This window comes from Bradyrhizobium guangxiense (assembly GCF_004114915.1).
GTDB classification, from domain to species: Bacteria; Pseudomonadota; Alphaproteobacteria; order Rhizobiales; family Xanthobacteraceae; genus Bradyrhizobium; species Bradyrhizobium guangxiense.
The window spans coordinates 4170905-4197432 of sequence record NZ_CP022219.1; the positions used below are offsets into that span (position 1 = coordinate 4170905).

General features: G+C 64.4%; 29 protein-coding genes and 1 pseudogene. 15 read left to right on the plus strand and 15 right to left on the minus strand.

Annotated elements, in window-relative coordinates; translation table 11 throughout:
• Positions 1 to 215 precede the first annotated feature (215 nt).
• The 4 genes from X268_RS40060 (at position 216) to X268_RS20005 (ending at position 2022) form a co-directional block, all read left to right on the plus strand.
• Positions 216 to 365: a hypothetical protein gene (locus tag X268_RS40060; protein WP_245477569.1), complete on the plus strand. Its 150-nt coding sequence runs from the start codon at positions 216 to 218 to the stop codon at positions 363 to 365.
• 199 nt (positions 366 to 564) lie between these two features.
• Positions 565 to 729, plus strand: a complete 165-nt coding sequence (locus tag X268_RS40065; RefSeq protein WP_245477571.1) for a hypothetical protein — start codon at positions 565 to 567, stop codon at positions 727 to 729.
• A gap of 74 nt (positions 730 to 803) precedes the next feature.
• Positions 804 to 1544, plus strand: a complete 741-nt coding sequence (locus tag X268_RS20000) for a metallophosphoesterase family protein (protein WP_128926502.1) — start codon at positions 804 to 806, stop codon at positions 1542 to 1544.
• A 124-nt stretch (positions 1545 to 1668) separates the two neighbouring features.
• The gene (locus tag X268_RS20005) at positions 1669 to 2022 is read left to right on the plus strand and encodes a cupin domain-containing protein (RefSeq protein WP_128926503.1); all 354 of its coding nucleotides are present in this window, start codon (positions 1669 to 1671) and stop codon (positions 2020 to 2022) included.
• A 24-nt stretch (positions 2023 to 2046) separates the two neighbouring features.
• Here X268_RS20005 and X268_RS20010 read toward each other — a convergent pair whose 3' ends face one another.
• The 6 genes and pseudogenes from X268_RS20010 to X268_RS20035 all read right to left on the minus strand — a co-directional run bounded on the left by X268_RS20010 (position 2047) and on the right by X268_RS20035 (position 7117).
• A complete protein-coding gene (locus X268_RS20010) occupies positions 2047 to 2472 on the minus strand; it encodes a GFA family protein (RefSeq protein ID WP_128926504.1) in 426 nt (141 codons plus the stop codon).
• 110 nt (positions 2473 to 2582) lie between these two features.
• On the minus strand, positions 2583 to 3095 hold the full coding sequence (locus X268_RS20015; protein WP_128926505.1) for a hypothetical protein: 513 nt from the start codon (positions 3093 to 3095) through the stop codon (positions 2583 to 2585).
• 103 nt (positions 3096 to 3198) lie between these two features.
• A pseudogene (locus X268_RS20020) lies at positions 3199 to 3611 on the minus strand (VOC family protein).
• A gap of 8 nt (positions 3612 to 3619) precedes the next feature.
• The gene (locus tag X268_RS20025; protein ID WP_208764384.1) at positions 3620 to 5365 is read right to left on the minus strand and encodes a serine hydrolase; all 1746 of its coding nucleotides are present in this window, start codon (positions 5363 to 5365) and stop codon (positions 3620 to 3622) included.
• Between the two features lie 114 nt (positions 5366 to 5479).
• The gene (locus X268_RS20030; RefSeq protein ID WP_128926506.1) at positions 5480 to 5962 is read right to left on the minus strand and encodes a DUF5680 domain-containing protein; all 483 of its coding nucleotides are present in this window, start codon (positions 5960 to 5962) and stop codon (positions 5480 to 5482) included.
• Between the two features lie 3 nt (positions 5963 to 5965).
• Entirely contained in the window at positions 5966 to 7117 is a 1152-nt protein-coding gene (locus tag X268_RS20035; protein WP_128926507.1) for a zinc-binding dehydrogenase, read from the minus strand.
• Positions 7118 to 7289: 172 nt separating this feature from the next.
• Here X268_RS20035 and X268_RS20040 point away from each other — a divergent pair, with 172 nt between their 5' ends.
• From X268_RS20040 to X268_RS20055, 4 genes are all read left to right on the plus strand, one after another.
• On the plus strand, positions 7290 to 7775 hold the full coding sequence (locus tag X268_RS20040) for a GNAT family N-acetyltransferase (RefSeq protein WP_245477574.1): 486 nt from the start codon (positions 7290 to 7292) through the stop codon (positions 7773 to 7775).
• Between the two features lie 341 nt (positions 7776 to 8116).
• Positions 8117 to 9358 carry an MFS transporter gene (locus X268_RS20045; RefSeq protein WP_283818271.1) on the plus strand — a complete coding sequence of 414 codons (1242 nt, stop codon included), beginning with the start codon at positions 8117 to 8119 and terminating at the stop codon, positions 9356 to 9358.
• A 146-nt stretch (positions 9359 to 9504) separates the two neighbouring features.
• On the plus strand, positions 9505 to 10116 hold the full coding sequence (locus X268_RS20050) for a PilZ domain-containing protein (protein ID WP_128926509.1): 612 nt from the start codon (positions 9505 to 9507) through the stop codon (positions 10114 to 10116).
• Between the two features lie 331 nt (positions 10117 to 10447).
• Positions 10448 to 11074 carry a transglutaminase-like cysteine peptidase gene (locus X268_RS20055; RefSeq protein ID WP_164937826.1) on the plus strand — a complete coding sequence of 209 codons (627 nt, stop codon included), beginning with the start codon at positions 10448 to 10450 and terminating at the stop codon, positions 11072 to 11074.
• Positions 11075 to 11193: 119 nt separating this feature from the next.
• On the opposite strand, the gene X268_RS20060 is transcribed toward X268_RS20055, so the two are convergent.
• Complete coding sequence (locus X268_RS20060) at positions 11194 to 12741, minus strand: FAD-dependent oxidoreductase (RefSeq protein ID WP_164937827.1); 1548 nt, start codon at positions 12739 to 12741, stop codon at positions 11194 to 11196.
• Between the two features lie 405 nt (positions 12742 to 13146).
• Positions 13147 to 13854 (minus strand): GntR family transcriptional regulator, encoded by a 708-nt coding sequence (locus X268_RS20070; protein ID WP_128926512.1) that lies wholly within the window; start codon positions 13852 to 13854, stop codon positions 13147 to 13149.
• 266 nt (positions 13855 to 14120) lie between these two features.
• Between X268_RS20070 and X268_RS20075 the strand changes: the two genes are divergently transcribed.
• The 5 genes from X268_RS20075 to X268_RS20095 are packed head-to-tail and all read left to right on the plus strand — an operon-like array spanning position 14121 to position 19057.
• Complete coding sequence (locus X268_RS20075; RefSeq protein WP_128926513.1) at positions 14121 to 15107, plus strand: ABC transporter ATP-binding protein; 987 nt, start codon at positions 14121 to 14123, stop codon at positions 15105 to 15107.
• A gap of 44 nt (positions 15108 to 15151) precedes the next feature.
• Positions 15152 to 16441 carry an ABC transporter substrate-binding protein gene (locus X268_RS20080; RefSeq protein WP_128926514.1) on the plus strand — a complete coding sequence of 430 codons (1290 nt, stop codon included), beginning with the start codon at positions 15152 to 15154 and terminating at the stop codon, positions 16439 to 16441.
• Entirely contained in the window at positions 16441 to 17400 is a 960-nt protein-coding gene (locus X268_RS20085; protein ID WP_128926515.1) for an ABC transporter permease, read from the plus strand. The genes X268_RS20080 and X268_RS20085 overlap by 1 nt, the downstream gene beginning before the upstream one ends.
• Positions 17401 to 17403: 3 nt before the next feature.
• Complete coding sequence (locus X268_RS20090; protein ID WP_128926516.1) at positions 17404 to 18282, plus strand: ABC transporter permease; 879 nt, start codon at positions 17404 to 17406, stop codon at positions 18280 to 18282.
• Between the two features lie 37 nt (positions 18283 to 18319).
• Positions 18320 to 19057: an aspartate/glutamate racemase family protein gene (locus X268_RS20095; RefSeq protein ID WP_128929326.1), complete on the plus strand. Its 738-nt coding sequence runs from the start codon at positions 18320 to 18322 to the stop codon at positions 19055 to 19057.
• On the opposite strand, the gene X268_RS20100 is transcribed toward X268_RS20095, so the two are convergent.
• Together X268_RS20100 and X268_RS20105 are read right to left on the minus strand one after the other, a co-directional pair.
• On the minus strand, positions 19058 to 20014 hold the full coding sequence (locus tag X268_RS20100; protein WP_245477578.1) for an arginase family protein: 957 nt from the start codon (positions 20012 to 20014) through the stop codon (positions 19058 to 19060).
• Between the two features lie 90 nt (positions 20015 to 20104).
• Positions 20105 to 21376, minus strand: coding sequence for a DUF892 family protein (locus X268_RS20105; protein WP_128926517.1), 1272 nt, complete (start codon positions 21374 to 21376; stop codon positions 20105 to 20107).
• A 409-nt stretch (positions 21377 to 21785) separates the two neighbouring features.
• On the opposite strand from X268_RS20105, the gene X268_RS20110 reads away from it, so the two are divergent.
• Positions 21786 to 22280 (plus strand): hypothetical protein, encoded by a 495-nt coding sequence (locus X268_RS20110; protein WP_128926518.1) that lies wholly within the window; start codon positions 21786 to 21788, stop codon positions 22278 to 22280.
• A 190-nt stretch (positions 22281 to 22470) separates the two neighbouring features.
• Here X268_RS20110 and X268_RS20115 read toward each other — a convergent pair whose 3' ends face one another.
• Together X268_RS20115 and X268_RS20120 are read right to left on the minus strand one after the other, a co-directional pair.
• Positions 22471 to 22866 (minus strand): hypothetical protein, encoded by a 396-nt coding sequence (locus X268_RS20115; protein ID WP_128926519.1) that lies wholly within the window; start codon positions 22864 to 22866, stop codon positions 22471 to 22473.
• Positions 22867 to 22970: 104 nt separating this feature from the next.
• Positions 22971 to 23288 (minus strand): hypothetical protein, encoded by a 318-nt coding sequence (locus tag X268_RS20120; RefSeq protein WP_128926520.1) that lies wholly within the window; start codon positions 23286 to 23288, stop codon positions 22971 to 22973.
• A gap of 96 nt (positions 23289 to 23384) precedes the next feature.
• Here X268_RS20120 and X268_RS39555 point away from each other — a divergent pair, with 96 nt between their 5' ends.
• Entirely contained in the window at positions 23385 to 23549 is a 165-nt protein-coding gene (locus X268_RS39555; protein ID WP_164937828.1) for a hypothetical protein, read from the plus strand.
• A 29-nt stretch (positions 23550 to 23578) separates the two neighbouring features.
• Here X268_RS39555 and X268_RS39875 read toward each other — a convergent pair whose 3' ends face one another.
• The 3 genes from X268_RS39875 to X268_RS20135 all read right to left on the minus strand — a co-directional run bounded on the left by X268_RS39875 (position 23579) and on the right by X268_RS20135 (position 26339).
• Entirely contained in the window at positions 23579 to 25273 is a 1695-nt protein-coding gene (locus X268_RS39875) for a PAS-domain containing protein (protein WP_128926521.1), read from the minus strand.
• A 118-nt stretch (positions 25274 to 25391) separates the two neighbouring features.
• Positions 25392 to 25922: a gamma carbonic anhydrase family protein gene (locus X268_RS20130; RefSeq protein ID WP_128926522.1), complete on the minus strand. Its 531-nt coding sequence runs from the start codon at positions 25920 to 25922 to the stop codon at positions 25392 to 25394.
• 87 nt (positions 25923 to 26009) lie between these two features.
• A complete protein-coding gene (locus X268_RS20135; RefSeq protein ID WP_128926523.1) occupies positions 26010 to 26339 on the minus strand; it encodes a DUF6949 family protein in 330 nt (109 codons plus the stop codon).
• Between the last annotated feature and the right edge of the window lie 189 nt (positions 26340 to 26528).

Below are 26528 nucleotides of genomic sequence, written 5' to 3' on the forward strand. Positions count from 1 at the left end.
AAACGGCGGACCGGCGGGCCTAAAGCTGACGTGCGCGGCGAACGGCCCGGCCGCACGCTGGATTTGATCTGGGCGCTCTTTACGCCAAGAGCCCGGAAATCACCATGCCTATCATGCATGGCTTCGCCAAGAGAGCCGCGCCTTAGAGGTTGCAGGGGACTTTTGCCGCCACCTCCACTAACTTAAGACCAACCGGATCGCATGGGAATGACCGCGTGACGTCCTCCGCCAAACGCAGCTGCGGCGACTGCACGCTCTGCTGCAAGGTGATGGCCATCGAGGCGACGGCGAAGCCGGCGAGCGCCTGGTGCCAGCCATTGCAGGCCCGGCCGCGGCTGCGCGATCTACACCACGCGACCACGTGAATGTGAGGACTTCGCCTGCCTTTGGCTGGTCAACGACCTCCTCGACGAGCGCTGGAAGCCGAGCCGGTCAAAACTCGTCCTGACCACGTCCGAAGACGGCATAGAGGTCCGGTACGACGCGGGCTCCCCCAACGCCTGGCGACGGGAGCCCTACGCCGGTGACATCCGCGCATGGGCGGCGGAGGGCGAGCGCAACGACATGACAGTGGTCGTGATCGTCGGCCGGCGGATGATCCTGATCGCGCCGGATCGCGAGTTCGACCTCGGCATTGTCGAGCCGGACGAACGGATCGTAAGGGAGCTCGATGGGACGAGAGTGGTGGGCGCGACGGTTGTAAAGGAAAGCGGGGCCGATCGCACCTAGCTGGTGCTCGTCCTGCCGACCGATGTTAGATCTGTCCGGCCAGCCGAGTTCAGGCGACGTAGTAGGAGCACACGATGCGATTGGCAGTCATTTCCGATATCCACGGCAACCTTGCTGCGTTGGAGGCCGTGCTGGCCGACATCAAGGCGCAGGGCGTCGATCGTACGGTGAACCTCGGCGACTGCGTCACCAGCCCGTTGTGGCCGAAAGAGACTTTCGAAGCTCTGCAATCGCTCTCGTTGCCGACCGTGCGCGGAAACCATGACCGCTGGATCGAAGAGTTTCCGGACGACAAGCTTTCGCCGGCCGGCCTGTTTGCGCGTCGCGCATTGACCGCGGAGCAACGTCGGGCGCTCCACGGCCTGCCTTCCCGCCTGCAGCTGGACGAGGGAATTCTGGCCTGCCACGGCACGCCCGAAGACGATACGGCGTGTCTGCTGGAGGAATCACTCGACGACGGCCGCTTCGTGCCGGCACGCCGCGAGGTGTTGGCGACGCGCCTCGCGAGCGAGCCGACGGCGCGCGTCGTGCTGTGTGGCCATAGCCACCGTCAGGCCGCGGTCCACGGACCTCGCGACTGCCTTGTTCTCAATCCCGGAAGCGTCGGTTGCCCCGTCTTCGCGGACATTCCGTTTGCCGCAAAGCTCGAGTACCGCTCGCCTCACGCACGCTACGCGATACTCACAAAGAAAAAGAGGGGCTGGCGGGTCGAACTCCTGGCCCTCGAATATGATTGGGAAGCCGCAGCGGCGCGTGCGCTCGCCAACAACCGTCCCGAATGGGCGCAGGCCATGTTGTCCGGATACGTCAAATAGCCCGCTACGGTGACAGTTCCCGAATTCGCTGCGATCCCGCAAGATTCACCGGTGAACGGCTACGGTCTTGTCGCGCCAGCTCGCGCCCCCAAATCGTGCCTCACGAGACAGCAACGGGTAAAACATGGCTGACAGCATATCTCTCGCCGACAAGCTCGCGAGCTTCGAGGATCATTGGTCGCCCCGCACGGTGACGACCTTCAACGATTGCGACGTGATGGTGGTGAAGGTGAAGGGCGAGTTCACCTGGCACAAGCACGACGACACCGACGATTTCTTTCTGGTTCTGAAGGGCAAGCTCGACATCGAGTTGCGGGACCGCACCGTGACGCTCGGCCCGGGCGAACTCTATGTCGTCGCCAAAGGCGTCGAGCATCGCCCGGTGGCACGCGAAGAGGTTCACCTGCTCCTGATAGAGCCGACAGGGACGCCGAACACCGGCGACAAGGCGACCGCGGCAGCGCGCAAGCTCGCGTAGGACCCGTATGGCAGGCTGGCAACCTTAGTCGGCCGGGATGAAGCGAAGCGTGCCTGCCTGTCGCGTCGGCTTGCCGGTGTCATTGGTGTGATTGACGCCCTCCATGACGGGCACCTCGGCAAAATCGAACGGGCTCACCCCATCGAGGCAGGCGACGTTGACGGCATAGAGGCTCTGGTCGGACCGGCGCTGGTGGTGGGTGTAGATTCCGCAGCGCGAGCAGAAGAAGTGCTGTGCCGAGCCGGTGTGGAAGCGGTACGTCGTCAGCGCCTCCTCGCCCTGCAGGAACTTGATCCCGCCCATGGCCGCCATGGCAACCACGGCGCCGCGCATGCGGCAATAGGAGCAGGTGCAGCGGCGGATCGACCTAAAGCCGTCGCTGAGTGTCACCTCGAAGCGCACCGCGCCACAATGGCACTGGCCGGCTTGAACGTTCGCATCGCTCGCCATGGTCCCTGTATCCCTGATCGGTTCATGTCCACGCCCGATCGCTCCGGGGCGCACTGGACTGTCTTAGCGGGGATCGTGCACGAGGGAAGAAAAATTCGCGCGAGCACCCTTTAGTCGCGCGAGGTCGCGAGCCTGCTGAAGCCGTTGACCAGCCTTGCTCTTGCCCGGGCAACGCTGCCCCTCACCGCAAGGCTCACGGTTCGGATCGCGCGCCAGGCTTCGGTGGCCTGCAGCCAATCCTTTGCGGCGGCGTATTTTCCGTAAGCCCAGGCAAAGGCCGGGATCCGCATCAGCTTGTCGCGCGTGAGGTGGAAGAGGCGCTCGACCAGCACCAGCTTGAGCAATTCGCCGACCATGAACGTCACCGCACCGCTCACGACCTGACCGGTTGCAGCGAGGTAGGCAGCCACCGGCTTGACCGGCTCCAGAATAATGACGGGCACGGAGAACAAAGCGAGTGACGGATAAGGCGGCAGGGACCTGATCCAGCCGCGCAAACGCCTGAAGTCGAAATGCCGCCCGATCCAGCGCGCGATCGGCGCCGCCACGGCCATAAAGACCGCATCCACCAGGAAGTAGATCGCGGCCAGGACGTATGTGACTGGTTTCAGGATTTGCTTCACGTCACCTCTCCCGCGAAGTGAAAGCCGGAACCGGGGCCTAAGTTTCACCTCCGCGTGGATACTTCGAGGCAGCCACCGGGAACTTTTGGGGCACGGCCTGCGCTCAGATCTCTGCATAGACCTCCAGCAGATTGCCGTCGGGGTCGCGGAAGAACAACGTGCGGTGGCCGAAGGACTGGTCGTCGGGGGCGACACCAGCGCCACGCCCTGCCGCACGAGTTCGTCGGCGCAGGCATCGACCTCGGCTGCGGAGACTTTGAAGGCCAGCTGCAGCGAGGCGCTGCCCGCCGGCGTCGGTGCATCGCCGGCGGTGCGGCTCCGCCGTGCCAGCGCCAGCGTATTGCTGCCGATGCCGTACTCGATCCAGTTCGGCGACAGCTCGCGCAGCAGGGGTAGTGCGACCACGTCCTCATAGAAGCGGCGCATCGCGGCCATGTCGCGCACGAAGATGACGGTGTAGTCGATCGCGCGGATGGCGCTGAAGGGGGAGCGGGTTCGTCTCAACTGCGGCTCCATCGGCGATTTCACTCCTGATCCGCGATGCGGTCGGCGACGAAGACACCGTTCGGCTGGTGAAACACGATCTGATCGATTTGGTCGTGTTCGCCGCGAAACTCGACGGCAAAACCATCCAACTCGACGATGCTAAACCTGCGCCCCTGCTGCGGCTCGAGACGATAGGTCGGCTGGAAGTCGGGCTTCAGCAGCAGCCGGCCGTCCGGGTCGAGGATCACGTGGTGGTTCACGCTTCCGCTCCTGAAATGCCCGGCACAGCGCTGGCGAAACGCAGGATCCGTACAAGCGCCGGCGGCCTGGCGCTCGAACACGATGTCCTTCACCATCGGCTCCAGGGGGGCCGACAGGTGCACGATATTGCCGTCGCGGTCGGTCTGGAAGCTGATGGGGAGATTGTCCGGATGGAGCTCACCGACGATCTCCGGCGTCACGAATGTCTCGAAATGCCGATGCGACAGCGGCGCGCTCATGCCACGCCACGACCAGTGCAGTGCGCCCTCCTGCTCGCGGATTGATATCACGCCATAGGCTGGATGGGCGTAGTCGGCCGCATAGGCGGCCAGCTCGTGGGCCGGCTTGGTATCCTTGTGGCGCGTCTTCTCCCGCGCCTCTTTATCGGCCGGAATGTGTGCGATGAAGTCGTCTCGCATCTTGCGGAAGCGCGCGAGCCAATCGACCGGTTCACGTCCGCGCAGCCGGTCGATGATATAATACGTCAGAATCGATGTGACCTCGCTTGGACTGCGGTTCGTCAACACGGCCACGCCGATGCCGGCGTCCGGCCCCAGCGTCATCAGCGTGCCCCAGCCGATCCAGCCGCCGCTGTGCGAGACGATGCGCTCCCCTTGATAGGTATTGGTCTGGAAGCCGAGGGCGTAATGCCCATGGCCGAACTCGGAAAACTCCGACTTGGCGACGAACGCCAGCGGCGCGTGCAGCTGCCCGATCAGTTCCACCGGTAATAGGCGCTCGCCGGCGAACTCGCCCTTGCCGAGATGCAGCCGCATCCAGTTGGCGAGGTCAGCCACCGACGTGTTGATGGCGCCGGCAGCGGTGGTGCGGATCGGCAGCCGCAACGCCGGCAATCGCGTATTGACGTCGATCATGTAGGGCCGCGCCGGCTCAGGCCCGACTTCGAGCTCGTCCACCGAAAAGCTCACATTCATGCGGAGCCGATCCGTGAGGCGCCTGCGCAGGAAAGCTTCAAAGCTCTGCCCGCTCAGCCGCTCGATCAGGAGACCGGCAACGTTGTAACAAAGGTTGTTGTATTGCCAGGCGGCGCGAATGTCGCGACTTAGCTCGAGATGCCGCATCAAGGGTAGCATCTCGGCCGGCGAGAGGTCGCCCGGCATATGAATCCAGTCGTGCCTTGGCAGCCCCGACTGATGACTGAGCAGATCGCGAATGGTGACGCGCTCGGTGGCGACGGCATCCGAGAGGCGAAACTCCGGCAAATAATCGCGGACCGGCTTGCTCCAGTCGAGCAAGCCGTCATTATGCAGCAGCGCGACCGCGGTAGCGGTGAACGACTTGGTGATCGAGCAGATCACGAAATGCGTCTGCGGCGTAACCGGCAGATCGGCCTCGACATCGCGCTGGCCATAGGCGCGCGTGAGCGCGACGTCACCGTCCTGCACGATGGCAAGCGCAACGCCCGGCACCTTCCAGACCGCCATCGCCTCCGTCGCGAGCCGATCGACGTCGGGAATGAGAGCCGCAAGCGCGGAATTTGGCATGTCGGCAGATGTGTTCATGGCGCTCGGGGTCACTTTGGGGATGCGCAGCATAGATACATCAACTTCAGATGGAAACAAGCGATGAACGTTTTCGCGGAGAATTGAACCGCGGATCGCGAGAAACCGCGCCACTTATCGCAGCAGGCCACCCCCATAGCGCAGCTCGTACAGCAAAGTGCCGTCCTGCCCCGCGATCGTCTCAACCCCGCCAAATCGATCGAGCGCGCCTTCGACGTCGTTGCGATAGATCATGCCATCCTGTTCGAACAGGCGTGGCCCCCGATAGGGCTGCTCGATGCTTACGCCCAGCAGCGCCTGGCGCAGGAATTTGTAGGTCGCGAGGATGCTGTCCCGATCCCTGATCTCTGCACGGACGCCGCCGCTGTAGCTCATCGACCAGACGACGCGGTCGTCCCGCGAGACGGTCTCCTGCCCGACGAAAAATCCCATCCCGAAATAGATATCGCGATAGGCAAAGGGCGGCGCGCGGTGCTCGAGCTGCTTTGAGCCCGACAGCAGCGGCGTCGCCACGGTGGCATCGTCGTCGAGGCCGGCATAGGTGCGCCGCTTGGCCTCGACCAGGAACGCCGCGAGATCGGGTGGAATGGACAGCATGGCCTATTCCACCAGCTCCGGCCACGGCACGATCGTCGACTTCACCGTCTTCATCGCCATCGCGTCCTTCACGGCCTGCGCGACGCCTTCTTCCGTGAACGGATAGATCGTCTGCATCTCGAGCCAGGGATATTTGCCTCGCGTGCGGTAGAGCATGTCGACGCCGAGCGGCAGATCGTTGCCGGTGAAGCCCCAGGATCCCAGCACGTTGAGGTCCTTGGTGCAGATGCGGTGCCAGGAGGTGTCGATCGAGCCGGCGTCGGTGAACTGGCCCATTTCGACATAGGTGCCGCCGTCACGCAGCATCTCGATGCCCTCGGGGCCGGCTGAGGGGTGGCCCGAGCAATCCATCACGAGATCGGCGCCGAAGCCGCCCACGATTTTCCGCACGCGATCGATGCGATCCTGCGGCGACTTGAGCTGCTCGATGTTCACGGTCGCCTCGGCGCCGAACTCGCGCGCGAGCTTGAGCCGCGGCTGCTCCGGCGCACCGACGCAGATCACGCGCCCTGCCCCCATCTCCCTGGCGGCCGCCACTGCCAGAATGCCGATCGGCCCCGAGCCCTGGATCACCACCGTATCCCCCCAGGAAAAGCCGCCGGCGCGGCTGGCGCGGTTGAAGGCACGGATGCAGGAGGTCAGCGGCTCCGACAGCGCGCCCAGGCGCAGCGACATGTCGTCGGGCAGCTTGTAGACCTTGGTGCCCGGCAGCATGTCGAGATCGACATAGACATATTCGGCCCAGCCGCCCCACATGTGCGGCGCCTTGTCGAAGCCGAGATAGCGGCCGTAATAGACCGGCGTCAGGCATTTGTTGGCCGTTTGCGGATAATGGATGCAGTAATAGCAATGGCCGCAGGGCATCAGCGGCGGGATCATCACTTTCGATCCGACCTCGAGCGGCTTGCTCATGAAGTCCTCGGTGAACTCGTCGCCGCATTCGACGATGACGCCGCCGAGCTCGTGACCGAGCGTGAACGGCCAGGGCAGCGGTTTGGGCCAATGCCCTTTGAGGATGTGCAAATCGGTGCCGCAGACCCCGCACGCGCCGACCTTGATCAGCGCGGCCTTCTTGCCGACCTTCGGCCACGGCACCGTGCGAATGACGGGCTCAGAGCCCGGCCCGGCGTGGGTGCAGACGCGGATCTGTTGCATGGCTGTTTCCTCGGTGCCCGTCTGTTATGATTGATGGTGCGGGCTGACGACAAGCGTATGTGAGATACGAGGTCGTGCCAAGCAGCAGTCTCGTAGCCCGCATGAGCGAAGCGGCATGCGGGAAGATAAGCCCCGGATATCGCTTCGCTCATCCGGGCTACGGACGGAGGCCATGCCGATGCTGCGCGACTATCGGACTGACGATGCGGAAGCTGTCGTGCGCGTCGCTCTGGCGGCCTTTGCGCAATTCGAGCAGCACTATTCCGATTGGCCGCTGTTCACGGCCAACGTCGCAAAGATGCCGCTGCTTGCCAAGGCAGGCGAGATCATCGTTGCCGAAGACGGAGGCCAGATCGTCGGCGCCGTCGCCTATGTCGGTGCGCAAGCGCCGAAGCCGACATTCTTCGGTCCGGCCTGGCCGGTCATCCGCATGCTGGTGGTCGACCCCAGCGCGCGCGGCAAGGGCATCGGCCGGCAATTGACCGAAGAATGCCTGCGCCGCGCCGAGCGCGACCAGGCAGGCGTCATCGCGCTGCATACGACGCCGATCATGACGGTCGCACTGCCGATGTATCTGCGCATGGGATTCGTGAAGGTGCAGGATGCGCCGGCTGTTCTGGGACTGCCGTACGCGGTGTACGTGAAGAGGTTGGACTAGCAGTCGTAGCCCGCATGAGCGAAGCGATATGCGGGAGAAGCGACCCTGGAAGTCGCTCCGCTCATGCGGGCTACGACTGCGGCCACGAGCTCCGCTTCAGAGCCCGCCACACACCGCCGTCATCCTGAGGTGCTCCCTGGCGATGCATCAGCATCGCCAGGGAGCCCCGAAGGATGGGCCACGGGTGCTTGTGGCCCATCCTTCGAGGCTCGCTTCGCTCGCACCTCAGGATGACAGCGGAGTAAGTGGCTGCAGTGCATGGCAGGTACCCACACCCCCTATGGTCTTGAGCGCTCACCAACGAGCGTGTATGGCCCAATGACATCCTTCCTGGTGATTGCTTGAACCCCCTCCCCCAAAATCCCACGGCCGCGTCCGGATCGTTCGCGGCGATGAAGTCCGTGCCCTATCGGCTGCAGTTCATCGCCTATGTGCTGGCGATGATGGCCGACAATATCGAGCACGTGATCAGCTATTGGGTGGTGTTCCAGAAATTCCATTCGCCGGCGCTGGCGGGTTTTGCGGTGCTGTCGCACTGGCTGCCGTTCCTCCTGTTCTCGGTCGCGGTGGGCGGGCTCGCCGACCGGTTCGACCCACGCCGCATCATTCAGTGCGGCATGCTGCTGTTCATCGTCGCCTCCGCCGGATGGGGCTTCTTCTTCATCACCGACAGGATCCAGATGTGGCACGCGATGCTGCTGCTGGTGATCCATGGCTGCGCCGGCGTGCTCTGGCAGACGCCGAACCAGCTCCTGCTCTACGACCTCGTCGGCCCTGCGGATCTGCCGAGCGCGGTGCGGCTGAATGCCATGGCGCGCTATCTCGGCATCCTGGTCGGGCCCGCCGTCGGCGGAATCATCATGCTGACGCTGGGCAGCTCGCACGGCATCATCTTCAACACGCTGTTCTATCTGCCGATGCTGCTCTGGCTGTTCTGGGCGCCCGCGCGCGACAGAAGCGTGGCGGCGCGGCGCTTTGCCGTGCGCGGCCTCGCCGACATCGTGCTGACCATCCGCGCCATCGGCACCCAGCCGGTGCTGACGGCGATGACGTGGCTTGCCGGCCTCACCTCCTTCATGATCGGCAATGCCTACCATGCCCAGATGCCGGGCTTTGCCGGCGATCTCGGCCATGGCGATCCCGGCGTCTCCTACAGCGTGCTGCTCGCGGCGGACGCCGCCGGCGCGGTGCTCGCCGCTATCGCGCTGGAATCCTGGGGGCGCCTCAAGGGCACGCCGCGCACCGCGATCCTGCTCGCGATGCTCTGGAGCGCGGCGCTGCTCGGCTTCGCAATGGTGCGGATCTACCCGGTCGCGATCGTGCTGCTGTTCTGCGCCGGCTTCTTCGAGCTGTCGTTCAACACCATGGCGCAGGCGCTGGTGCAGCTGAACGCGCCGCACGACATCCGCGGCCGCGTCGTCGGTCTTTACAATATGGCGGGGCTCGGGATGCGGGCCTTCAGCGGCATCACCGTCGGGCTGTTTGGGGCTGCGATCGGCATTCACTGGTCGCTCGGCCTGTCGGCCGCGCTGCTGCTGGCGCTGCTGCTGTTGCTGCAGCGGCGGGCAGCAAGGCCGGCTTGAGCGGCCCCCGCCGGGCCTTTTCGGTGTGGCTTTTCGAACGCATTGTGTCAGTCCGTGACCGCCGCCCCCGATCCTAACGCGGCATTAACCCTATGCACCTTAGGGTCGTCCCGGACTCCGCCCGGGCGGGGGGTCGGGTGTTGAAAATGGCGTTGGCGAACAAAAAATTTCTTCCGGCCGCCGAGGAGCGTCGGCGCTTCCAGCGGGTGAAGGTGCACCTGCTCGGCCGCTACATGCTGCCGGACCGCCGCGAATTCCCCTGCCAGGTGATCAACATGTCGCCAGGCGGGCTCGCGCTTCTCGCCCCCGGTATCGGCAATGTCGGCGACCGCGTGGTCGCCTATCTCGACCATATCGGCCGCGTCGAGGGCAAGATCACCCGCATCATCGACAACGGCTTCGCCATGACGATCGGTGCGACGCCCAGGAAGCGCGACAAGCTCGCCGCGCAGCTGACCTGGCTCGCCAACCGCGACATCCTCAATCTGCCGGAGGACCGCCGTCACGACCGCATCGTGCCGCGCAACCCGATCGCGGTGCTGACGCTCGAGGACGGCACCAAGATGCCCTGCCGCATCATCGACCTGTCGCTGTCCGGCGCGGCCATCGCCGCGGAGAACCGGCCGCCGCTGAAATCGACGGTTCTGCTCGGCCGGGTCCAGGGCCGCGTGGTCCGAAACCTCGAAGACGGCTTCGCGCTGGAGTTCCTGCGCGAGCAGCCGATCGAGACACTCGAAGAGAGCGTTACCGCGCGGTAAAGCGCCAGAGCGCGAAAACACTCGTATTTCCAGCCGTGAAGGCGGCCTCCGCGATGCGGACGCCGCCTTTTTCATGTCGCGAGATGCGCCGCGCGCAGGTTAACGCGCGGCCGGTTTGCATGTGGAAATGGCGGTTCCGCCAGCGTTTCCGCGTTAATCGATAAAATTTGAATCAATTGCAGTTGTTTCAAATTTTACGAGAATTCGATTCAAGCATAGATCGAATTCGCCGCGGTTTTTACTTGTATTCGTCTCGACTTGACTTGGATGACTTAGCGGCAGCTCAAAAGCTCCGTGCGCAATGTGGTCCCAACAAGAAACGGGGGCCGCAATGTTTGACTTCAGGGGACAGGGGAAAGGGCTGGCGCTGGCCGCCATGCTCTTCGGGATCAGCGCGGCAGCGCAGGCCGGCGAAAGCCGTCTGCTCTACGCGAGCCTCGGTGACACCACGCGTGCACCGATCGGCTGGGTCGAATTCTGTGCGGACAATGCCGCCCAGTGCCAGGGCGCACCGACGCAGCCGCGCGACATCGTGATGTCGCAAGCCGCATGGCGCGACCTCGTCAAGGTCAATCGCTGGGTCAACGAGACCGTCAAGCCTTTGACTGACCAGGAGCACTGGGGCGTGATCGAGAAGTGGTCGCTGCCGACCGACGGTTACGGCGACTGTGAAGACTACGTGCTGCTGAAGCGCAAGATGCTGATCGATGCCGGATGGCCGCGCGAGGCCCTGCTCATCACCGTCGTGCGCGACAAGAAGGGCGAAGGACACGCCGTGCTGACGGTGAAGACCGACAAGGGCGAGTTCGTTCTCGACAATCAGAACGAGAATGTCGTCGCCTGGACGGAGACCGGCTACCGCTTCGTCAAGCGCCAGTCGCAGAGCGATCCCAATGTCTGGGTGTCGCTGGGCGATACCAAGCCGGCGGTCTCCACCGCCAGTGCGAAGGATCAGTAGGAACGAGACAACAGGTTACGCGGCCCGGTCACATCCCCACCCCTCCCCGTCCCAGACCGGTTCGCGCGCGCCCAGCCATCCCCCAATGGCTGGGCGCAACTTTTTTGGGGCGAGCCATCTCACTCTGCGGCTTCAAGATTGGCCGGCTTCTCGACCTCGCCCAGCGGCGACACCGCGGGACCATTGAGCGCGGTGCCGTCGGGTGCGAACTGCGAGCCGTGACACGGACAATCCCAGCACTGCTCCAGCGCATTCCAGTGCACGACGCAGCCGAGATGGGTGCAGCTTGCCGAATGCAGATGCAAATGTCCGTGGCGGTCCCGACACGCCGCAATCTTCTTCAGGCCGCTGCGAACGATGCGCCCCTCGCCGGGCCGCAGCCGCTCGACGCTCGTGATCTCGCTCGCCGCAAGATATTCCGCAAAATTCTTCAGCGGCGTGATGTTCTCGCTGATGAACTCACCGATGTTCCTCTGAATCTTCCGGGACGGGGCGTAGAGATCTTCCCACGGGCTCGCGCCCGTCGTGATCAGATCCGTCAGCAACAGACCGGCGACGAGCCCGTTCGTGATCCCCTGCCCGGAATCGCCGCTGACGAGGAAGGTATGCTCCTCGCCGGGACTGCGGCCGATGAAGCCGGCGAAATCAACCGGCTCCAGCACCTGGCCGGACCACCGATGCGTGACCTCGCGCAAATCCGGCAGCCGCTCGCGCGCCCAGCGCTCGAGCGCGTCGAGGCGCTGTGCGCCGTCGTTCGCTTCACCCGACTTGTGATCTTCTCCGCCGACGATCACGATGTCCTCGTCGTCGGAGAACGGCTGCAGCCGGACATAGTGATAAGGATCGAGCGTATCCCAATAGAGCGCATCCTCCAGCGCGCCGGCTGCGATCTTCGCGGCGAGCGCATAGGTGCGGTAGGGTGCCTGCTTGGTGTGGATCGCCACCTGCACGTTGACGGGCGAGTTGGTTGCGACCACGACGTCGGTCGCGTGAACCTCGTGGCCTGAAGCGGTCGTCACGACCATCTCTCCATGCTGCTCGCGGATGCTCTCGACACAGGTGTCGGCGTAGAGCTGTGCCCCGCGGCGCTTCAGTGCGCCTGCCAGACCCGCGAGGTATTTGGTCGGGTGCAGGCGCGCCTGGCTGGCAAAGCGCAGCGAACGCACCTGACCCCTGGCATGGAACGGGGTTGGATCGACGCAATTTTCGACGGGAATCCCAAGCTTGCGACAGCAGTCCAGTTCATCGTCCAGCTCGGATGTGGACGTTTCGGGTGCCTGCACCCAGTAACCATCGACGCGCTGGAAGTCGCAATCGATGTGCTCGGCTCCCTGGACGGCCTCAGCCCGATCGATCGCGGCGGCGACGCTCTGATAATAGCGCCGCGCACAGTCGAGCCCGCGCACCTTAACCAAGGCGGCGTAACCATCGTCGAGTGCAGTGGCCAGGTGCGCGGTGGTGCGAGCCGTCATTCCACTGCCGATGCTGCCGCGGTCCAGCACGACGACCGAGCGTCCACGGCCGGCCAGCTCATAGGCGACCGATAGGCCGGCAATTCCGGAGCCGATGACGACGACATCCGTGCCTATCGTTCCGGACAATGCCGGCACGTCCGCGACCGAGACATCCATCCAAAGCGACCGGGTGTGCTCATCCCGTACGTTCATGACACCGCCTCCTCACGCACGAACAAAACGACGCGACAAGATCAGGGTTCCTCTCCGGCAGTCGGCGAGCAGAAATGCCGTTAAGGCACGGCGTCGATTAGGAACCTTCAGCGCGCTCGCGGTTGAACCGGCATGACAGATCCATCACCCGGGATGCGCAGGGCATTGCGCCATGCCCAATTGTACGGCCACCTGCTCGTCCGAAATGACAGGCTGTATTACCCAGGAGGTAACCATCCCATCTGCTCGGTACAGCTGGCACGGGAGATGGTCAGGTCAGGATGGATGACGAAGCGGGACGGCGACTACGAGATCACCCCGGACGGGCAGCTCGCCGCAGAACGCAGTCACTGAGGCGGACCCTGGCTCCGGCGGCGATGTCACGCCGCCTGCGATCGGTGCGGATCAGGCGCCCAGCACATCGGCGAGCCGCAGCTCGTCGGCTGCAGGATCTTTCAAGAACAGCTCGGCCTCGATCTCGCTCAGATGCGACAGCATCTGCGCGCGCGCGGCCTCTCTGTCGCGCTTGCGGATCGCGGCAACGATGCCGGCGTGATGATCGGTGCCGCAGGCCGGCGTGTCGTGGCGGCGGTAGAGCAGGATGATCAGCGAGGAACGCGCGATCAGCTCCTTCAGGAAGCCGAGATAGATGCTGTGGCCGCTCATCTCGGCGACGAGCTTGTGAAACTCGCCGGAGAGACGGACCGAGGCACGGGCGTCACCGCGCAGCTCGGCCTCGCGTTCTTCAGTGAGATGGTGCTGCAGGCGATCGATCCATTCAGGCGACACCGCATCGATGGCGTGATCGACAATGGTGGGCTCGATCAGGCGCCGCGCCTCGAACACTTCGCGGGCGTCGGCCGGCGTCGGCCGTGCGACGAAGGCGCCGCGGTTCTTCTCGATGTTGACGATGCCCTCATGCGCGAGCTGCTGCAGCGCGGTGCGCACCAGCGTTCGGCTCGCGCCGTAGATCTCGCCGATCTCGTCCTCGCCGAGCTTGGTGCCCGGCAGCAACCGATGCTCCAGGATCGCTGCGGTCACACCCTCCCGGATGCGGCTGACGCGATCACTCGCATCTGGCGCGTCGGATTTGGGGCGGGACTTGGCAGCCATTAGGTCGAGGCGTGGTTTGAGGACTCGATCGACGACGTTCGCCACGAATGTTAGTCGACGAGCTGTATCCAATCACAGGCGAAACTTTATACAATCTTCGCCCGTTTTGTGTGCAGACGACTGAACATGGGAGGCGCGCAACGAAGGCGCCGGATTCGATCTAACGATCTGACTCCGCTGCACAGTTTCGGAGTTCGGCCGGCCAGGAGGCGGTTGGCACGGAGCTTGCGGAGAGAGCGGTAGCACCGCCCCTCCTTGGACACGCCATGGCCACTCCCGCTGCCCTCGAACTGGTCGCCGTCACCAAGCGCTATGACACGACGCTGGCAGTCGACGCCGTCAATCTGAAGATCCCGGCCGGCACCTATTGCTGCCTGCTCGGCCCCTCCGGCTGCGGCAAGACCTCGACCTTGCGGATGATCGCGGGCCACGAGGCGGTCAGCGAAGGCGACATCATCCTCGGCGCGCAGAACGTCACCGACCTGCCGCCCGCCGAGCGCGGCACGGCGATGATGTTCCAGTCCTACGCGCTGTTCCCGCACCTCTCCGTGCTCGACAACGTCGCCTTCGCCCTGAAGATGCGCGGCATCGACAAGCCGACGCGCCACAAGCGCGCAGGCGAGTTGCTCGAACTGGTGGCGATGAGCCAATATGCGGCCCGCCTGCCCGCGCAGCTCTCCGGCGGCCAGCAGCAGCGCGTCGCGCTCGCCCGTGCGCTGATCACCGAGCCGCAGATCCTCTTGCTCGACGAGCCGTTGTCGGCGCTCGATCCGTTCCTGCGGGTCAAGATGCGCGGCGAACTGAAGCGGCTGCAGCGCGAGCTCGGCATCAGCTTCATCCAGGTCACTCACGGCCAGGAAGAGGCGATGGCGCTCGCCGACCACATCGTGGTGATGAACCACGGCAAGATCGAGCAGCAGGGCACGGCCCGCGACATCTTCCACCATCCCCGCACCGAGTTCGTGGCCCGCTTCATCGGCGGCCACAACGTCCTCAGCGACGCCGGCAAACTCATCGCCGTACGCGCCGATCAGCTCGGCATCGTGCCGTTCGCTGACGGCGCGTTCGGCGCGCCGGCGCTGCTGACCCAGACCGAGTACCAGGGCTCCTACATCGCCGTCTCGCTCACGCTCGACGACGGCACTGCCCTGTTCTCCCACCTTCCCGAAGCCACGTTCGACGTCCACCCGTTCCGTCCGGGCGATCGCGTGCTGGCCACCTGGGATCCCGCCAAGGCGCAACGCCTGCAATAGCGTCCGTCACGACAGAGAATGCGCAACACAGAGGAGTGAGCGAAATGACCGAGACGACCAGGACAAAAGGCGTCAGCCGCCGCACGCTATTGAAGGGCACCGCGGGTCTCGCCGGCCTTGCCGCCGGCTCCGGCGCCATCACCGGCTTTCCCTATGTGAAGTCGGCCGATGCGAAGGTGCTGCGCTATCTCGGCACCGCCGTGAACGAGGGCGACGACATCTCCAAGCAGTGCCTGAAGGACACCGGCATCAAGATCGAATACATCACCGCGACCACCGACGACGTCACCAAGCGCGTGATGACCCAGCCGAACTCCTTCGACGTGCTGGACACCGAATATTTCTCGCTGAAGAAGCTGGTGCCGTCGGGCAACATCCTTGCGCTCGATGCCAAGAAGATCAAGGAATTCGACAACATCACGCCCGTCTTCACCAAGGGTGAGACGCCCGGCGGCAAGAAGATCGGCGGCCAGGGCACCGCGCCCTGGAAGGTGCTCTATCTCGAGGGCAAGGACTCCAAGAAGTTCGCGACGTCGGCGACCGAATTCGTCACGCTGATCCCGACCGTCTACAACGCCGACACGCTCGGCATCCGCCCCGACCTGATCAAGCGTCCGATCAGCACCTGGGCCGAGCTGCTCAATCCCGAATTCAAGGGCAAGGCCTCGATCCTCAACATCCCCTCGATCGGCATCATGGACGCCGCGATGGTCGTGGAAGCCACCGGCAAGTACAAATACGCCGACAAGGGCAACATGACCAAGGAAGAGATCGATCTCACCATGAAGGTGATGACGGAAGCCAAGAAGGCCGGCCAGTTCCGCGCCTTCTGGAAGGATTTCAACGAGAGCGTCAACCTGATGGCGTCGGGCGAGACCGTGATCCAGTCGATGTGGTCGCCGGCGGTGACCAAGGTGCGCTCGATGGGCATCCCCTGCACGTTCCAGCCGCTCAAGGAAGGCTATCGCTCGTGGGCCTCGGGCTTCTGCGTCTCCAAGGGCGTGTCGGGTGCCAAGCTCGAATGGGCCTATGAGTTCGTGAACTGGTTCCTGTCCGGCTATGCCGGCGCCTATCTGAACCGCCAGGGCTATTACTCCGCCGTGCTCCCGACCGCGAAGGCGCACATGGAGCCTTACGAATGGGCGTACTGGATGGAAGGCAAGCCGGCCGAGAAGGACATCAAGGCGCCCGACGGCTCGCTGCTGGAGAAGGCCGGCGCGGTGCGTGACGGCGGCTCCTACGAGGACCGCATGGGCGGCGTCGCGTGCTGGAACGCGGTGATGGACGAGAACGACTACATGGTCCGCAAATGGAATGAGTTCATCGCGGCGTAATGGACATGTCGGAAGAAGTCCTGCAACAGGCATCCCCGGGCCTGATCCCGGGGTCGGGCACGGCGCGCGCGGCAAAGCCGACGCGCCTGTCGCCGTCCTTCATCTCCTGGCTCCAGGCCGGGCCGATGATGCTGGTGTTTCTCGCCTTCTTCCTCATTCCGCTCGTCTTCGTCGTCATCGTCTCGTTCTGGGACTACAACGAATATCAGCTGCTGCCGGCTCTCTCCGGCCGCGGCTACACCGACACGTTCGAAGGCTGCATCGCGCAGCTCCCCGATCTCTGCACCATCGCCAAGACCTACCTGAAGACGCTGAAGCTGTGCTTCCTGGTCTGGGCGATCACCCTCTTCATCGGCTTCTGGGTCGCCTATTTCCTTGCCTTCCACGTCAAGTCCAAGACCTGGCAGATGGGATTGTCGCTGCTCTGCACGATTCCGTTCTGGACCTCCAACGTGATCCGCATGATCGCCTGGATTCCGCTGCTCGGCCGCAACGGGCTGGTGAACTCCGGCCTCACCAAAGCGGGGCTGATCAATCACCCGATCGAGTGGCTGCTGTTCTCCGAATTCTCGGTGGTGCTGGCGCTGGTGCACCTCTTCACCTTCTTCATGGTGGTGCCGATCTTCAATTCGATGGTGCGCATCGACAAATCGCTGATCGAGGCCGCCTATGACGCCGGCGCCACCGGCTTCCAGACGCTGGTCAACGTTATCATACCGCTCGCCAAGCCGGGCATCGTGATCGGCTCGATCTTCGTCATCACTATCGTGATGGGCGACTTCATCACCATCGGCGTGATGGGCGGCCAGCAGATCGCCGCCGCCGGCAAGATCATCGAGACGCGCGTGAACGCGCTGCAATTCCCGGCCGCGGCAGCGAACGCGGTGATCCTGCTCGCCATCACCTTCCTGATCATCACCATGATGTCGCGCATCGTCGACATCAAGAAGGAGCTCTAGAGCATGAAGGAAGGACGGCCGCGCTCTTTCTACGTGCTCGCGATCTTCTTCGCGGCCTACGTGCTGTTTCTCTACGGGCCAATGATCGCGATCTACGTGCTGTCGTTCCAGGGGCCGCAGGGCGGCCTCACCTTCCCTATGAACGGCGTGTCGACCTTCTGGATCGCGAAGCTGTTCCAGGGCACCGGCATCGTCGATCTCGGCGCGGCCTTCCGCCGCTCGCTGCTGCTCGGCGTCATCGTGATGATCGTCACCGTCGTGCTGTCGGTCGCTGCCGGCATGGCCTTCCGCAGAAAATTCAAGGCGCAGAGCATCCTGTTCTACTCGGCGATCGCCAGCCTGATCGTGCCCTCGATCATTACCTCACTCGGCATCTCGCTCGAGTTCCGCATCATCGACGACCTGATCAAGGCGCATTGGAACGAGAATTTCGAGACGTCGATGGGCCTGCTCACCTCGGGCTTGGGGGCGCATCTGACCTGGACGCTGCCGTTCGGCCTGCTCATCATGTTCGCGATCTTCAATCGCTTCGACCCGCGCCTGGAGGAAGCCGCGCGCGATCTCGGCGCCACACCGTGGCAGACGTTCCGCCATGTCGTGCTGCCGATCATCCTGCCCTCCGTGATCGGGATCGGCCTGTTCGGCTTTACGCTGTCCTGGGACGAGCTTGCCCGTTCCAGCCAGGCGATCGGGGCGGTGAACACGTTGCCGCTCGATCTGCAGGGCCTGACCACGACAGTGACGAACCCCGACATCTATGCGCTCGGCACCGTGATCTCTGCGGTCTCGTTCACGGTGATCACCCTTGCGCTCGGCACCATCCACATGCTCAACAAGCGGCAGGCGGCCAAGGGCTCGGACGCCGGCCAAGGACTCGTCTAATAACGTGCTTGTCTGAGAAAGGACTTTGTCTGGACCGATGCGGCTGCACGTCGTCAATCCCAACACCACCGCATCCATGACGGCGAAGATCGCCGCCGCGGCGCGCGCGGTCGCCCTGCCCGGCACGGTGATCGATGCGCGGCAGCCGACGATGGGCCCGGTCTCGATCGAGGGATTTTACGACGAAGCCTTCGCCGTGCCCGGCATGCTCGGCTGCATCCGCGAGGCCGATCGCGACGGTGCGGAGGCTCACATCATCGCCTGCTTCGACGACACCGGCTTGGATGCCGCCCGCGCCGTGGCGAAAGTGCCGGTGATCGGCATTGGCGAAGCCGGCTTCCACATGGCGAGCCTGATCGCGGCGCGCTTTGCCGTGGTGACGACACTCGGTGTCTCGATCGTCCCGATCGAGCATAATCTGAAGAAATACGGCCTCGCCGATCGCTGCGCCCGCGTCCGAGCTGCCGAGGTGCCGGTTCTGGCGCTGGAAGAGCGCAACACGGATGCGCTTGCGAAGATCGCCGCGGAGATCACCGCCGCCATCCGCGACGATCGCACGGAGGCGATCGTGCTCGGATGCGCCGGCATGGCCGATCTCGCAAGCGAGCTTGCCGCCGCGCACGGCCTGCCCGTGATCGACGGCGTCGCGGCCGCGGTGACGCTGGCGGAATCACTGGTGCGGCTGGGGCTGAAGACATCGCGGCTCGGGCCCTACGCGGCGCCGCGGTCGAAGACCTATTCCGGACCGTTCTCGCCGTTTCAGCCGGACACCTGATCACCTCGCTTTCGGGCGGCGTTCCCTCAACGCCGAGCGCTGGCGCCCGATGCATCCCAGGGCCACGCAGAGGATGCGGGATGCGGCGAGGACGCCAAGACCCCGGACGTCGGCATCGGGCACCAATTCCACGAGGTCAAAACCCACGATCCGCGCGCGGGCGGCAATGCCGTGCAGCAGCTCGACGATGTCGAGATAGAAGAGGCCGCCGGGCTGGGGAACGAGCACCCCCGGGATCACGGCGGGGTCGAGCCCGTCGCAGTCGAGCGTGATGATGCAACGACTGTCCGGCGCGATCTGCGCCAGGATGGGCTCCACGCCGTGTCGCCGTACCGACGCAGCGCTGAACAAGCTCACGCCCCAGGCGCGCGCATCGGCGAGGTCGTCGCCGCGCGAGCCGCCAACGCCGCGCTGGCCGACCTGGATGATCCGCTCCACCCACGGCATCTCGCTGGCGCGGCGCATCGTGCTCGAGAAGGTGTGCTTGAGACCGCCACGCTCGTCGCGCCAGTCGAGATGCGCATCGATCTGCACGATGGTGAGCGGACCACACGATTCAAAGCCGGCGAAAAAGGGAATCGGAACGGAATCGTCGCCGCCGAGGAGCACGGGCACGGCGCCCGCCTTCACGATCGACGCCGTCGTCGCGGAGATCAATGCGCGGTTCTCCAGCGGCGTCGCCGGGCTCGTTGCGAGATCACCAAGGTCGACCACCCGCAGTCCGGGCGCGAGCAGAGGTCCATCCTGGTCGAAGTCCCACCGCAGCAAGTCTGACGCGATCGACTGCGTGCTGTCACGCAGGGCGGACGGAGCCCGAGCCGCATGGCTCGCCCGACCGGGCAAGTGGGGGGTCGCCTCCGCTGCACCGAAGATCGCAATGCTGACGCCGGACAACGCCTGCTGTCCGGCATCAGGAACACCAAGGAAGGTGCGGCCTTGCGGCGTGTCCATCGACATGAATCCGTCCCCCGGTCACGCACACATGCCGCGGCGAGTGCAGCGGCATGTGGCTCGCGACCGGAACAGCCTGGGCGATGCAGTTTGCCCCTACTCCGTCTGCTCCACCGCGGCCGGCATCTTCGCGACCGACATTAGGGACCGCGCGACCTGGTTGAGCAGCTGATCCGCGTTCTCCTCCTCCGCCAGCGACTTCGACAGCAAAGCGACGATGGCGCTGTGGCGAAGCTGCTGCGCGAGGTTGCGCGCGGTGGTGTAGCCGGCGATCTCGTAATGCTCGACGCGCTGCGCTGCGCCGATCAAGGCGAGATCGGCGGCTGCGTCCTCCTTGTCCTCACCCTCACCAATGATCTCCTGTCCTTCCTCGACGAGACCCATCATTCCTCTGCAGGGCTTGGCCCGTGCGGTCTTGCCGAGCAGCTCGAAGCATTCGTTGATGCGCTCGATCTGAGCCTCGGTCTCGGCAAGATGCAGCTCAAACAGCTCACGCAACTGATCGAACCGCGCCGCTTCCGCCATTTTCGGCAGCGCCTTGGTCAATTGTTTCTCGGCGTGGAGGATATCGCGAAGCTCGTCGAGCAGGAGATCGCCGAGCCCGGCTTCGTCCACCGGCGGCGAGCTCTCGGTCACGATGGCGATTGCCGGCCCGGGCTCGCCGGCCTGGATCGCCGGCGACTCCGTGAAGACCCAGTCGCCGCCCTCATTCCACGGGCCGCGGGTGTCGATCTCGCCGTGATCGCCGGCCCCCGTCGAGTCATTGAAGAACTGGTTGACGAGACCCGGCGTCGGCGCGATGCGGCCGATGCTGAAAGCGGGCTTGCTCATGCTCTCGAGCGCCAGGGCAAACGCCTTCATATGGGTGATTTCGCGGGTCATCAGGAATTGCAGAGCATCCTTGCTGCCGGCGTCGTCGCAGAAATTGATCAGCCGCTCGTAGACGATCTTGGCACGCGCTTCCGCCGCGATGTTGCTGCGCAGATCGACATCCAGCTCGCCGGTGATCTTCAGATAATCGGCGGTCCAGGCGTTGCCTTGCGAATTGAACAGATTGACGCCACCGCCTCCGGCGATCGCGATCAGCGGATCAGCCTCGGCCGCCTGCCGGTCGAATTTCGACGGCTTCAGATGCATGCGCGCCAATGTGCCGACGACTTCGAGATGACTCAGCTCTTCCGTGCCGATGTCCATCAGCAGATCCTTGCGATCCGGATCTTCGCAATTGAGACCCTGAATTGAGTATTGCATGGCGGCGGCCAGCTCGCCGTTGGCACCTCCGAACTGTTCAAGCAGCATGTTCCCGAAACGGGGGTCCGGCTCGTCGACGCGAACGGTGAACATCAGTTTCTTGACGTGGTGATACATAGGGGAAAGACCTCGGGCTTGGGAAAAGACCACCTCCCGAACGGACGCGCGTTACGGTTGTTCCTATCGCGATGGAAGAAGCCGCACCCGCATCGACGCGGATGCCGACCTGCCCTGCCATGCACGTGCATCAGGCTGATCAGACGACGGACGCTTCGGCAGGCATGCGCGAAGGCGGGTCCGTTGTCCGGAAGGACTTCGCCGGGAGGTTGCTGCCGTATTCTTGCGGGACTCGCCTTTCGATGAGGACGCCTATCCAGCCGAAAGGACTGGATCGGTTGCCTTTTTCGGCGCTCAGCCTCTTTTTGGTCCCATTCCTTGCCGAAACGTAGCGCTTTCGGGACGCCCCGGCCGCCTCTGGCTGCCAGTCTTCGCCACTCACCAAGTTTCAATTTGGGTTTTGTGACCGATGATCGATCTCGCCCAGGACACACCGTCCACCCCCCTTCTTCGTCTCGGCGCCCAGCCCATCGCGCTGACCGCCGCAGCGCTCCTGCTCCTGATCGCGGGGGTCACCTCGATCGCGATCTGGCGTGCCTATACCGGGGCCGCACCTGAGACCGACCGGGTGGTGGCATCGCGGCAGCTCCAGGCACGGACCGCCCAGGCCTCCGAGCAGCTCGTCGAGAAGACCAAGGGGCTGGAGGCGACCCAACAGGAATCGATCGACCAGCTCCAGGTGGTGCAGGATCAGCTCCAGACCATGAAGCGGCTGATGGCGGCGCAGCAGGCCGATACCAAGCGCCTGTCCGAGCAGGTCGCGGCGCTGAACGAGTCCATCGACGGCCTGCGGCAGTCATTTGCCAGCGCACGGGCGACCGAGGTTGAGACACCCACGGTTACCCGCAGGAAACCGGCGCGGCACCGCGTCCATGCCAGTGCGCGCAAGGGCTCGCGCGGCTGAGCAGCTCACGAAACCGCGACTAATTTTTTCGACTTGTGAACTGGATCACATTCACCCGTGTGATTCCGCGCGATGCTCGCGGCTACCGGATGGCGTGAGCCGATTTCAATGTCCGGGGCTGGCAAGGTCGTTGACGGTATACTGCGTCAACGGCCTTGTTTTTTTGGCCGGTCAGCCGGCGTGAAGGACGCTATTCGCAGACGTCGACGCGGCGGATACGCCAGCCTGCCGGCGTCATGACGCGCTTGCGCACCACGTAGCAGCCGCCATAGCCATCATCGTAGCCGTAGCCGGTACCATAATAGTAGGGATCCCCGTAATAGGGGTACCCATAGCCGTAGCCGTAATAGCCGCCATACAAGCCGGCGCCGGCGATGCCCGCCCCGATCGCGACCCCGGGCCAGAAGCCGCCGCCACGCCAATGGCCGCCATGGCCCCAGCCGCCCCCGCCATGACCCCAACCTCCATGACCCCAGCCGCCATGTCCGAAGCCGCCATGTCCGAAGCCCCGCGCCTGGGCCGCCTGCGGCACCGACAGCCCGACCACGGTGACGGCCAGCGCCGCCATTATCATCCTGCGTAACATCACTCGATCCTCTGCGCGGACACGCTCCACGCTTCAAAGTGGGATCAAGCTATCGTCACTTGGGCATTCCGGACAGCCACACTGCCTCACTTCCGCGCGAGCGTTCAGCAGCCGCGACAGATGCTCTTGAGCTTCTTGTCGAGCATACGATTCTCGGCATTGACGGTCGCATCAGCCGCGCCGCCGGCGCCTGTGCCGGTCGTGACTCCGGAGCCCGGTCCGGAAGATTGAGCCGTGCCCAGGCTGTTGGTCCCGGGCGGCGGGGCCGGCGAGTTGGCGACACCTCCAGCCGATCCCGCAGCGCCGCCGGTCGATCCTGTGGACCCGCCGGTCGCCTGCGCGACGGCGGCAGTCGGCATCGCCGCGAGCGCGAAGACCAGGATCATGGTCCTGAGTGAGCCGATTGCACGCAATGCAGCCATCGGAAGTTCTCCTTTACCGGTCAACCGCCGCTGCGAAGTCCAGTTCCGGAACGAATGCCGTCACATCGGCTTGAAGGCCTTAGGAGGCACATCACGATGACCGATCGCGATCCCTTTGCGGAGGGCGAACGCGCCGCGCGCGACAGCATTCCGCGCGAGGCCAATCCTTACCTCGACGGCAGCGATGAGCATGCGCCGTGGGCCGCCGGCCACGAGAAGGTCGCCGGCGCCATCGAAGCGAGCGAATCCGAAGGGCGCTGACGCGCCGCTCGTGGGGTGCACACCGACGGCTATGCGGCCGCCACCATTTTCTCGGTCCGGTCCTCGACCATGGTCACGAACATGTGGGACTCTTCGCCGGCGCCGCCGATCTGAACCCGCCGCGCAGAAATCACGCGGCGCCCGCGCGCCGGATTGTCGATGGTGTCGATGATCGGCTCGAGCTGCTGCTTCTGCGCAAGCAGCTGCTGGTCGCGCCGCTCGATCAATTCGGCCGCTTCCGCGGAGAACAATTCCCGCGCGGTCTTGCCGATGAGCTCGCTGCGCGTCATGCCGATCATCTTCTCGGCCGCCTTGTTGACGAAGACGTAGCGCAAATTGCGCGCATCTTTGGCGATGATGCCCTCGGCCACGTTCTCGATGATGGTGGCAAGGAAGCGCTCCATCCGCTCGAGAATGCGCTCACGCTGACGCTGTTCGGTCACGTCCTCCTGCACCGAAACCCAGCCGCCGCCGTCCATCGGACGCTCGTAGATCTTGATGGTGCGGCCGTCGTTCAAGGCGATTTCGTAGGCCGTCGGCTCGCGCCTCGCGATGCGGCCGAGGACCCCTGCGACATATTTCGCGACGTCGCCATTGAACAGCCCGCTCTTGACCCGGTGTTGGAGGATTTCCTCGAGCGTCGATCCAGCCTGAATCGTGTCGGGCAGATTGTAGATCTTCCGGTAGTTGGCATTCATCGCCACCACGTTGGCCTTGCTGTCGAGCATGATCAGGCCCTGCGGCATGCTGTTGATCGCCGCCGAAAGTTGCCACTTCTTGGCCTGGTACTTGTCGTTGAACTGGTCGCGCTCGGTCATCGCCGCGTCGCGCGCCTGCGCGGTGCCGAGTTCGAGCTCCTCGAGCTCGAAGATGCGTGCCACCGCGTCGCGGAAGTTCTGCACGGCGCGGGCAAGACGCCCGATCTCGTCGTGGCGGCCGAGATGCGGCACCTCGCTCTTGACGTCGCCTTGCGCGATCCGGTCGGTCGCGAGCGTGATTTCGGACAGCGCGCCGACGACCGAGCTGCGCATGACGACGACGTTGAACGCCGCCAGCATCAGGGCGGCAAGCCCGAGCGCGAACAGATAGGCGGCCGCATAGTGGTTCTCGTTAGCCAGTTCGTCCGCTTCGCTGGCGCGTTGCCTATAGATCCGCTCGAGCGCCTCGATATCGCTGTTGAGCTCACTGCGCACGGTCCGGTTGGCGTCGTTGGCGCCCCATTCGCGCGCCGCGGCCGGGCTGATCTCCACTCCGCGCCGCACCAGCTCCTGGCGGAAGTCGATGAACTGCATGATGCGCTGGCGGAAGCTCGCGAACAGTTCGGCGTCGTCGTCGCCGACGTTTTTGTCCATGCTGTTCACGGCCTCGGCCAGCTCGCGGTTGCGCCGTAGCAGCCCGTCCGCAAACTGCTTCGCCGCGCTGCGATCGGCCGACATGTAGATGCCGCGTGATTCCATCACGATGGCGTAGATCAGCGCATTGATGTGTCCGACGCCGATCGCCGCCTCCGCGGACGAGGCATGCATGTGACGATAAGTCGTCTGCAGCCGCACCGACTGGACCGACATCACCATGAGGAAGGTGGTGACGATCCCAAGGAAGGCGGCAATGCTGTACACCTTCTCGGCAACGGTGAGCGTGTCGGTGCCGCGCGCGAACCTGACAAACTTCTTCAATAATTTGGTTCCGGCAGCAAAGCCGGAATCCAGCACCGTCGCATCCATGGCGCCGCTCCTCCCGGTTGAAAACGCTCAAGGATAAGCGTGATCGCGCTAGCGGAGGATTAAAATCCCAGCCTGTATTCTTACGGTGCGGAACCGCGGCGTGCGGGCCGCGGGCTTCTCAACCGATCCGCTTCAGGCCCTTCTTGAAACGTGGACCGTTGGCCACGTAGAACCTCGCCGCGCTCCCCATCTTCTGCACCTGGGCGTCGTCGAGCGTGCGGATCACGCGCGCCGGGGAGCCGATGATCAGGGAACGCTCGGGGAACTCCTTGCCCTCGGTGATGACGGAACCGGCACCGACGATGCTGTTGCGGCCGATCTTGGCGCCGTTCATCACGATCGAGCCCATGCCAATGAGCGCGCCCTCCTCGATGGTGCAGCCATGCAGGATGACGTTGTGGCCTACCGTGCAGTTCCTGCCGATGTGAAGCGGAAAGCCGAGATCAGTATGGCAGGGCGAGCCGTCCTGCACATTGGCGCCCTCGCCGATCTCGATCCACTCATTGTCGCCGCGCAGCACGGCGCCGAACCAGACGCTCGCACCCGGCTTCAGGCGCACGCGGCCGATCACGGTCGCGGTCTCCGCGATGAAATAATTGCCGTCGGCGGGAAGATCGGGCGCCTGCCCGTCGAGCTCGTAGATCGCCATGGAGGTCTCCTGTCACGTCGACCTCAGCCATAGCGAAACGGCGGCGAAGAGGCAAAGGGCCGGCCACCCAGGACCATCGGCCGGGCGTCAGCCCAGAACACCGGCCGCGCGCAGCGTCATCAGGAAGAAGGTGCCGCTCATCATGCTCCAGAAGCCGGCGATGAGCGTCGCCATCATCACGAACTCGGCGCGGCGGCTTTCCACCCGCAGGCCGCGCAGCGTGTTGCGCATGATGATGAAGGGCGCGGCGAACACCAGGAACGGCACCGCCGCGAACGTCTTCGGCGCCACGCCGGCCTGCAGCAGGCCGAAGCCTGCGGGCCGTTGCGTGGCCGCCTGATATCCGTTCACGAGCGCGCCGGCGAGCGCGAAACCGATGCAGATCGAGAAGAAGGTATTGAGAGCTTCAGGTGTCATCGGAACGGTCCGCCCTTACGCAACGCCACCGCCTTCCTGTGACAAATCGTGCTGGTTAACGCTACATTATCCTTAAGGGAAGGTTAATGCCGCCGCCCCTCCCGCGCAGGGCCGTCTCCGCCTGCCGCAGCCGCGAGCGCTGCGCGAAATCGCCGCCGCATGGCATATTCGCCGCTGATTCGTCGGCCA

What these genes read in the sequence shown, in the direction of transcription:
- X268_RS40065 (WP_245477571.1), top strand. Translation starts at nt 565, where the DNA reads ATGACAGTGGTCGTGATCGTCGGCCGGCGGATGATCCTGATCGCGCCG.
- X268_RS20000 (WP_128926502.1), top strand. Translation starts at nt 804, where the DNA reads ATGCGATTGGCAGTCATTTCCGATATCCACGGCAACCTTGCTGCGTTG.
- X268_RS20005 (WP_128926503.1), top strand. Translation starts at nt 1,669, where the DNA reads ATGGCTGACAGCATATCTCTCGCCGACAAGCTCGCGAGCTTCGAGGAT.
- X268_RS20010 (WP_128926504.1), bottom strand. Translation starts at nt 2,472, where the DNA reads ATGGCGAGCGATGCGAACGTTCAAGCCGGCCAGTGCCATTGTGGCGCG.
- X268_RS20025 (WP_208764384.1), bottom strand. Translation starts at nt 5,365, where the DNA reads ATGAACACATCTGCCGACATGCCAAATTCCGCGCTTGCGGCTCTCATT.
- X268_RS20030 (WP_128926506.1), bottom strand. Translation starts at nt 5,962, where the DNA reads ATGCTGTCCATTCCACCCGATCTCGCGGCGTTCCTGGTCGAGGCCAAG.
- X268_RS20035 (WP_128926507.1), bottom strand. Translation starts at nt 7,117, where the DNA reads ATGCAACAGATCCGCGTCTGCACCCACGCCGGGCCGGGCTCTGAGCCC.
- X268_RS20040 (WP_245477574.1), top strand. Translation starts at nt 7,290, where the DNA reads ATGCCGATGCTGCGCGACTATCGGACTGACGATGCGGAAGCTGTCGTG.
- X268_RS20050 (WP_128926509.1), top strand. Translation starts at nt 9,505, where the DNA reads ATGGCGTTGGCGAACAAAAAATTTCTTCCGGCCGCCGAGGAGCGTCGG.
- X268_RS20055 (WP_164937826.1), top strand. Translation starts at nt 10,448, where the DNA reads ATGTTTGACTTCAGGGGACAGGGGAAAGGGCTGGCGCTGGCCGCCATG.
- X268_RS20060 (WP_164937827.1), bottom strand. Translation starts at nt 12,741, where the DNA reads ATGAACGTACGGGATGAGCACACCCGGTCGCTTTGGATGGATGTCTCG.
- X268_RS20070 (WP_128926512.1), bottom strand. Translation starts at nt 13,854, where the DNA reads ATGGCTGCCAAGTCCCGCCCCAAATCCGACGCGCCAGATGCGAGTGAT.
- X268_RS20075 (WP_128926513.1), top strand. Translation starts at nt 14,121, where the DNA reads ATGGCCACTCCCGCTGCCCTCGAACTGGTCGCCGTCACCAAGCGCTAT.
- X268_RS20080 (WP_128926514.1), top strand. Translation starts at nt 15,152, where the DNA reads ATGACCGAGACGACCAGGACAAAAGGCGTCAGCCGCCGCACGCTATTG.
- X268_RS20085 (WP_128926515.1), top strand. Translation starts at nt 16,441, where the DNA reads ATGGACATGTCGGAAGAAGTCCTGCAACAGGCATCCCCGGGCCTGATC.
- X268_RS20090 (WP_128926516.1), top strand. Translation starts at nt 17,404, where the DNA reads ATGAAGGAAGGACGGCCGCGCTCTTTCTACGTGCTCGCGATCTTCTTC.
- X268_RS20095 (WP_128929326.1), top strand. Translation starts at nt 18,320, where the DNA reads ATGCGGCTGCACGTCGTCAATCCCAACACCACCGCATCCATGACGGCG.
- X268_RS20100 (WP_245477578.1), bottom strand. Translation starts at nt 20,014, where the DNA reads ATGTCGATGGACACGCCGCAAGGCCGCACCTTCCTTGGTGTTCCTGAT.
- X268_RS20105 (WP_128926517.1), bottom strand. Translation starts at nt 21,376, where the DNA reads ATGTATCACCACGTCAAGAAACTGATGTTCACCGTTCGCGTCGACGAG.
- X268_RS20110 (WP_128926518.1), top strand. Translation starts at nt 21,786, where the DNA reads ATGATCGATCTCGCCCAGGACACACCGTCCACCCCCCTTCTTCGTCTC.
- X268_RS20115 (WP_128926519.1), bottom strand. Translation starts at nt 22,866, where the DNA reads ATGTTACGCAGGATGATAATGGCGGCGCTGGCCGTCACCGTGGTCGGG.
- X268_RS20120 (WP_128926520.1), bottom strand. Translation starts at nt 23,288, where the DNA reads ATGGCTGCATTGCGTGCAATCGGCTCACTCAGGACCATGATCCTGGTC.
- X268_RS39555 (WP_164937828.1), top strand. Translation starts at nt 23,385, where the DNA reads ATGACCGATCGCGATCCCTTTGCGGAGGGCGAACGCGCCGCGCGCGAC.
- X268_RS39875 (WP_128926521.1), bottom strand. Translation starts at nt 25,273, where the DNA reads ATGGATGCGACGGTGCTGGATTCCGGCTTTGCTGCCGGAACCAAATTA.
- X268_RS20130 (WP_128926522.1), bottom strand. Translation starts at nt 25,922, where the DNA reads ATGGCGATCTACGAGCTCGACGGGCAGGCGCCCGATCTTCCCGCCGAC.
- X268_RS20135 (WP_128926523.1), bottom strand. Translation starts at nt 26,339, where the DNA reads ATGACACCTGAAGCTCTCAATACCTTCTTCTCGATCTGCATCGGTTTC.